Annotated in this window: 6 protein-coding genes; 3 read left to right on the top strand and 3 right to left on the bottom strand. The window is 68.5% G+C overall.

Annotated features, from left to right (window positions below; genetic code table 11):
• The first annotated feature begins 219 nt into the window (after positions 1-219).
• Positions 220-1,398 carry a M48 family metallopeptidase gene (locus Q0M60_RS13085; protein WP_296820266.1) on the top strand — a complete coding sequence of 393 codons (1,179 nt, stop codon included), beginning with the start codon at positions 220-222 and terminating at the stop codon, positions 1,396-1,398.
• Here the strand turns inward: Q0M60_RS13085 and Q0M60_RS13080 are convergent.
• Together Q0M60_RS13080 and Q0M60_RS13075 are read right to left on the bottom strand one after the other, a co-directional pair.
• Positions 1,395-1,832 (bottom strand): hypothetical protein, encoded by a 438-nt coding sequence (locus tag Q0M60_RS13080; RefSeq protein WP_296820264.1) that lies wholly within the window; start codon positions 1,830-1,832, stop codon positions 1,395-1,397. The genes Q0M60_RS13085 and Q0M60_RS13080 overlap by 4 nt on opposite strands.
• Positions 1,829-3,004, bottom strand: a complete 1,176-nt coding sequence (locus Q0M60_RS13075) for a beta-ketoacyl-ACP synthase III (protein WP_296820261.1) — start codon at positions 3,002-3,004, stop codon at positions 1,829-1,831. The genes Q0M60_RS13080 and Q0M60_RS13075 overlap by 4 nt, the downstream gene beginning before the upstream one ends.
• 277 nt (positions 3,005-3,281) lie before the next feature.
• Between Q0M60_RS13075 and Q0M60_RS13070 the strand changes: the two genes are divergently transcribed.
• Together Q0M60_RS13070 and Q0M60_RS13065 are read left to right on the top strand one after the other, a co-directional pair.
• A complete protein-coding gene (locus Q0M60_RS13070; protein WP_296820259.1) occupies positions 3,282-4,304 on the top strand; it encodes an OmpA family protein in 1,023 nt (340 codons plus the stop codon).
• A gap of 186 nt (positions 4,305-4,490) precedes the next feature.
• On the top strand, positions 4,491-5,558 hold the full coding sequence (locus Q0M60_RS13065; RefSeq protein WP_296820256.1) for an OmpA family protein: 1,068 nt from the start codon (positions 4,491-4,493) through the stop codon (positions 5,556-5,558).
• 78 nt (positions 5,559-5,636) lie between these two features.
• Here the strand turns inward: Q0M60_RS13065 and Q0M60_RS13060 are convergent, their stop codons facing one another.
• Positions 5,637-6,593, bottom strand: a complete 957-nt coding sequence (locus tag Q0M60_RS13060; RefSeq protein ID WP_296820254.1) for an NAD regulator — start codon at positions 6,591-6,593, stop codon at positions 5,637-5,639.

The following is a 6,593-nucleotide window of genomic DNA, read 5'->3' as shown; positions in this document are numbered from 1 at the left end:
CAGATCCTCGATGAAGGCCGGGGTGCCGAGCACGACGGACACGCCCGGCCGCGACAGCTCCAGGCACAGGCGGTCGAGCAGGTCGCCGCGGGCCGCCAACGCGAGCGGACGGCCGCCCCCGGCCACCGCGCCCCGCGCGGGCTGGTCGGGCGCGCCTTTTCTCTTGTCCGAAATCCTGGCTCGGGCTCTTCTCCCGCCCGGGAAACAGGGGGGGCGGTCATGGCTGTGGACGTCCAGGCGGAAACCGCGCGCTGGCTTGCGACCATGTCGCCGGAGGAGCTCGAACGGGCGGTCAGCTACACGCAAGGATCGCACTGGCTGATCCTGTGGGGCTTCGTCGTCTCTGTCGTGGTCGGATGGCTGATCATCCGCATGGGCCTGCTCACCGGCGTCCGCGACCGCCTCAACCGGAGCCGCAGCCGGCCCAACCTCACGGTCGCCGCGATCGCCGTCGTCTACGCCGTCCTGACCTGGCTGCTCAGCCTGCCCTGGGCCTGGTGGTCCGGCTGGCGGCGTGAGACGGAATACGGCCTGACCAGCCAGCCGGTGGGCGGCTGGCTCGCGGAGGGAGCGATGTCCGCGGCCATCTCCACGCTCCTGAGCGCCGTCCTGTTGATCGGCATCTACGCCCTGATCCGCCGTGCGGGCCGGCTCTGGTGGGCCTGGGCGGGCGGTCTGACCGCCGCCTTCATCGCCCTGATGCTGCTGGCCGCGCCGATCTTCATCGAGCCGCTGTTCAACACCTATACGCCCGCGCCGGACGGACCGGTCCGCGACGCGGTGGTCGAACTCGCCGAGCGGACGGGAACGCCCTCGGACAAGATCTACATCTACGACGGGAGCCGGCAATCGGACCGCTACACGGCCAATGTCTCGGGCCTGTTCGGCACGGCGCGCGTGGCCATGAGCGATGTCATGTTTCAGCAGGGGGCTGATCTTGCGGAGGTCCGTGGTGTCGTGGGTCACGAGATGGGCCACTACGTCCACATGCATGCGCTCTGGATGACCGCGATCATGGGTGTGCTGGCCATGTCGGCCTTCTGGCTGGCTGACCGGCTCTATCCGGTAGCGCGCCGCCTGCTGGGCGCGAACCGCGTCGGCGGGATCGAGGACCCCGCGGGACTTCCGGTTCTGGGCGTGGTGCTGAGCTTCCTGGCGGTGCTGGCCACGCCGGTCTTCAACACCATGATCCGCACCATCGAGACGGACGCCGACCGGTTCTCGCTCGAACACGCGAACGAGCCGGACGGCCTGGCCGCCGCCTTGATCAAGACGGCGGAGTATCGCGCGCCGTCACCGTCGCCGATCGAGGAGTTCTTCTTCTACGACCATCCCAGCGTCGAGAACCGGATCCGCATGGCCATGGAGTGGAAGGCCGAGCACCCGCCCGAGCGCTAGAGCGGCGGGACGGTCAGGCCGGGCCGTTCGTTGTCCCAGATCATGTTCAGGATCGACCAGCGGCCCTCATCGTCTCGGTAGAGCTGGATAGAATTGATGCCCCGCCGTTCCGGCTCGGCGTCGTCGGGGTGGGTGCGCGCCTCATAGACACTCCAGACGTGGGCCATGTTGCCGAAGACGTCGACGCGGCGCGCCGTTTCGACCTCGTAGAAGCTGTTGGCGGCGAAGAAGGGCTCGACGTCCGCCTGATAGGCGGACTGATCCATGATCTTGATCCATGGACGGCCCTGGGCGTCGACCCCGGTGCGCGCCTGGCGGCTGTCCGGATGGAAGGCCTGGGCCGAAAGCGCCCAGTCGCGCGGCCCCGCCGGTCCGGAAATGGAGGCATACATGGCGTCGATCACGGCGCCGATGTCGGTGCGGTCCAGCGTCATGCGCGTTTCCTCACGAAGACCGTCCCGGCGGAATAGCCGGCGCCAAAGGAGCAGATCAGGCCGGTGTCCCCGGCGTGCAGGTCATCGCTGTTGAGATGGAAGGCGATGATGGAGCCGGCCGAGGAGGTGTTGGCGTACTCGTCCAGGATGATGACGTTCTCCCGGGGCGTCGGATCACGTCCGAGCACCTTGCGGCCGATGAAGTCGTTCATGTTGATGTTGGCCTGGTGAAGCCACAGCCGCTTCAGGGCCGCGGGATCCAGCCCCAGGTCGTGAGCGTGGTCGACGATCAGGTCGGAGACCATCGGCACCACATCTTTGAAGACCTTTCGGCCCTGCTGGACGAACAGCCGGTCGGTCAGCGGATCGGCCCCCTCGCCGTTGGACTCGCCCGATTCCAGCCGGTCAGTCGGACGGGCGGGGCGGTTAAGAAAGCCGAAGTTGTTGCGGATGTTGTTCGAGAACACCGTCTTCAGCCGCGTGCCCAGGATCTCCCAGCCCCCCACCGCCTCGTCGGCGCGCTCGACGATCACGGCGGTGGCCACATCGCCGAAGATGAAGTGGCTGTCCCGGTCGCGGAAGTTCAGGTGGGCCGAGCAGATCTCCGGATTGACCACGAGCACCGCTCGGCAGGACCCCGAGGCGATGAAGTCCGCCGCTGTCTTGATGCCGAAGGTGGCCGACGAGCAGGCGACGTTCATGTCGAAGGCGAAGCCCTCGATGCCCAGCGCCTGCTGCACCTCGATGGCCATAGCGGGGTAGGGGCGTTGCATATTGGAGGCCGCGCAGAGCACCGCATCGATTCGCGAAGCGGGCTTGCCCCAGCGTCGGATCGCGTCCTCCGCCGCCTTCACCGCGATCTCCGCCAGGATGGACAGCTCCTCGTTCGAGCGCTCCGGCAGGTGAGGGGTCATGCGTTCGGGATCTAGAATCCCGGCCTTGTCCAGCACGAACCGCGAGCGGATCCCCGATGCCTTCTCCACGAACTCCACCGAAGACGGCGCCAGGGGTTCGATCGCGCCCGAACTGATTCGGTCCGCATTGGCAGCGTTGAAGCGCTCGACGTAGGCGTTGAAGGCCTCGACGAGCTCCGCGTTCGATATCGACTGCTCCGGCGTAAACAGCCCGGTGGCGGCGATGACCGCGCCCGAGGGGGTGGATTGCGCGCTCAAGACAGGCTCCCGACGTGACATTGCGGCCTTAGCCCCGGAAAACCGGCGTTGAAAGAAGCGTTTTCGCGAGCGCGCGGGTTGACCGCTGCTGGGCCGCGGTTCAGCTTCGCGGCGAACCGTGACGCTACGCCATGGTTTGGTCACACCGTTGCCGAAATGCCGCGCCCTGCGGCGTTTCGCCCCGGCCCGGGGCCTTGAACCCTATGAACCTTCGGCAGTCCCGCTTATCAGTCAAATGATGGCGGGAGGGCCGCCTAAGCTTTTCGAGGTGACATCGATGAAGTTCGTTCTGGCATCGGCGTCCGCCGTCGCCCTTCTGGCGGCGGGATCGGCCGCCACGGCCCAGGAATGGGTCTGGTACGAGGGCGTGAGCCCCTACATCAACGTGGGCGTGTCCCGCTTCGAGGTTCACGCTGACGGTCCGGCCGTTGGCGGTCCTGGCGACGTGGGCCTGAACGCCGCCACCCTGCGCGGTGGTCTGCGCTTCAACCGCTGGTTCGGCGCCGAGCTGGAAGGCTCGATGGGCTTCGACGAGGAAGACACGCCGATCGGCAACGTCAACCTCGAACGCCAGTACGCCGCCTACCTGGTCGGCGTGGCTCCGGCTTCGAACAGCTTCGAACTGCTGTTCCGCCTCGGTTACGGCACCAACACGCTTGGTGTTGAGGGCCTTGGCGACTCCGAGTCGAACTCGATCAACTACGGTGTCGGCGCCCAGTGGTTCTTCGGTGGCGGCGCCAACGGCCTGCGCGTCGACTACACCCGCTTCGACAACCAGGACGACGGCTTCTACTCGGACGTCTATCCGGGTCCGGCCAACGGCGACGCGAACGTCTACACCATCTCCTACGTCCGCCGCTTCGGTGGCCGCTGGGTGACCCCGCCGCCGCCGCCGCCGCCGCCGCCGCCTCCGCCCCCGCCGCCTCCGCCGCCGCCGCCGCCTCCGCCGCCTCCGCCGGTCTGGAACGCGCGTGAGTTCGTGGTGCTGTTCGACTGGGACCGCTACGACCTGACGCCGCAGGCGCAGGAAATCGTTCGCCAGGCCGCGGCTCACGCCCGTGCCGGCGGCGCCACGCGGGTTCACGTCGTGGGTCACGCCGACACCTCCGGTTCGGCCGCCTACAACGTGCGTCTGTCGCAGCGCCGCGCCGCGACCGTCCGTGACGCCCTGGTGGCCAACGGCGTGACCGGCGCCTCGATCACGACCGAAGGCCGTGGCGAGACCGATCTGGCCCGTCCGACCGCCGATGGCGTTCGCGAGCCGCTGAACCGCCGCGCCACGATCAACATCAACCGCTAAGGCGGTGGATCGAGATCAGGCCTGACGGTCTGAACCAAAGCGGGGCCCCGGAGAGCGATCTCCGGGGCCTTTGCTTTTTTGATCCAGCGCAAGGTTCGCTCGACGAACGAAGATATTTTCAGGCGCTGGGAACGGCGTTACATTGGCGGCGTTCAGGACATGCCAAGCTTGGCATTGGGAGGAACCATGAAACGCGCTCTGATGGCCGGCGTCGCCGGCCTCGCACTCGGACTGGTCGCGACGCCGACCCTGGCCGATCCGAACGGCCCGTATATCGCGGGGGACATCGGCTACCACTGGCCCAGCGCACTCGACGGCGAGGCCTGCACGGGCACCATCGCCGTGGTCTGCGCTCCTGTCGAGGTGGAACTCGGCAACGGCTTCGCCGCCTTTGGCCGATTCGGCGTTCGCCTGAGCCCCGGCTTCCGCTTCGAAGGCGAACTCGGCGGCCGCTGGGGCGATGTCGAATCGATCGGCCCGATCTCGGTCAGCGACGTCGACGCCGACGCCATGTCCGGGATGCTGAACATACTGCTCGACATGGGCGATCCGAACGCCCGCATGCGGCCCTTCATCGGCGCCGGCGTGGGCTACGGCAAGGTGGAGTTCGACGACGGCACCGACACCCTGGATGACTCAGGCTTCGCCTGGCAGGGCATCGCCGGCTTGGCTTGGATGATGGGCCCCCGGACCAACCTCGACCTCACCTACCGCTACTTCAACATCTCGGACCTCGAGTTCGACGACGGTGTGGACACCATCACCGGCGACTACCGCGACCATTCGGTGACGATCGGCATCCGGCATTCGTTCGGCCAGGTGCCGCCGCCTCCGCCGCCTCCGCCTCCGCCGCCGCCTCCCCCGCCGCCGCCTCCCCCGCCGCCTCCGCCGCCTCCGCCTCCGCCGCCTCCGCCGTGGCAGGCGCGTGAGGTCGTGGTGCTGTTCGACTGGGATCGCTACGACCTGACGCCTCAGGCCCAGGAAGTGGTTCGCCAGGCCGCGGCCCACGCCCGCGCCGGCGGCGCGACCCGCGTCCACATCGTGGGCCACGCCGATACTTCGGGCTCGGCCGCCTACAATGTGCGCCTGTCGCAGCGTCGCGCGGCCACCGTCCGTGACGCCCTGGTCGCCCAGGGTGTGACCGGCGGCGCCATCACCACCGAGGGCCGCGGCGAGACCGATCTCGCCCGTCCGACCCCGGATGGCGTGCGCGAGCCGCTGAACCGTCGCGCCACGATCAACATCAACCGCTAAAGGAGCGGTCGATCGAGATCAGGCCTGACGGTCTGAACCAAGGCGAGGCCCCGCCGGAGCGATCCGGCGGGGCCTTTGCTATCTGAGGACCGGAAGCGGCAGGCCCAGAGCCTGGGCGTCACCGGCCGCGACGGGTCGGCGACGGAACAGTTCCGCGGGTCGTCCACCGGTGACCGGTTCGATCTGGCAGGTCGCCTCGACGAGGCCGGTACGTTCCACACCGCGGCGGAAATTCTGCTTGTGCATCAACAGGCCCGTCACCGCCTCGACAGCGCGCTGGAGCCGCGACAGGGTGAAGGTCTCGGGCACCAGATCCAGGGCCACGGGCCGATAGCGGAGCTTGCCGCGCAGCCGCCCCAGGCCGGTCGCCAGGATCCGCCGGTGATCCGACAGCATCGGCTGGCCGAGATTGGCGCCCGCGTCAGGGCCATGCGCCTGGTGATCGCGGCCCGCTTCCGGCGCCAGTTCCATCTCGTAGAGCAGCTCATAGCGCTCGAGCACCCGATCCTCGCGCCAGCGGAAGTCGGGCGTGAGGGCGAACAGCGCCTCGGCCCGTGCCCGGCGTGGAGCGCTCCTGCCGGCCCAGTCCGACACGGCTGGCGCGATGACGGAATCTATCACCTCGGGTCTGCCGAGGCGCCAGTCCTCGTAAGGGAAGAAGTCCGTCCAGGGCCGCCACTCGACGCCGGCCCGGGTCACGTCGCCCGCCAGCGGGGACAGGGCGAGATAGCCCACCGAGACGACCCTGTCGGCCTCGCCGTGCGTCGTATCGCCGATCGTGGCCTGCGGCGCGTCACGGCCGGCGTCGCCAAAGGTGTAGAGCTGTTCGACGTAGCCGAGATCCAGGCCTGTCTGGGCCGCCACGAAGGCCCGCAGGGCGAGCTCGAAGGTCCGATGTCCCGCGGGATCGAAGGGACCCGAAGGCAGGGCGGGCAACTGGGCCTGACTGGGCTGGACCGTCAGGACCGCGAGCTCGCCATCGACCAGGGCCATGACGACGGCGGAGAGACCGATCGTGACCGAGGCCTGCGCCAT

The organism is Brevundimonas sp. (assembly GCF_024711105.1).
Classification (GTDB): Bacteria; Pseudomonadota; Alphaproteobacteria; order Caulobacterales; family Caulobacteraceae; genus Brevundimonas.
The sequence above is the reverse complement of the archived record's forward strand: the minus strand, read 5'-3'. Positions and strand labels throughout refer to the sequence as shown.

Bases quoted from the DNA above. Each gene is read 5' to 3' on its own strand.
- Q0M60_RS13080 (WP_296820264.1), bottom strand. From the start codon at position 1,832: ATGACGCTGGACCGCACCGACATCGGCGCCGTGATCGACGCCATGTAT.
- Q0M60_RS13070 (WP_296820259.1), top strand. From the start codon at position 3,282: ATGAAGTTCGTTCTGGCATCGGCGTCCGCCGTCGCCCTTCTGGCGGCG.
- Q0M60_RS13065 (WP_296820256.1), top strand. From the start codon at position 4,491: ATGAAACGCGCTCTGATGGCCGGCGTCGCCGGCCTCGCACTCGGACTG.
- Q0M60_RS13060 (WP_296820254.1), bottom strand. From the start codon at position 6,593: ATGGCGCAGGCCTCGGTCACGATCGGTCTCTCCGCCGTCGTCATGGCC.
- Q0M60_RS13085 (WP_296820266.1), top strand. From the start codon at position 220: ATGGCTGTGGACGTCCAGGCGGAAACCGCGCGCTGGCTTGCGACCATG.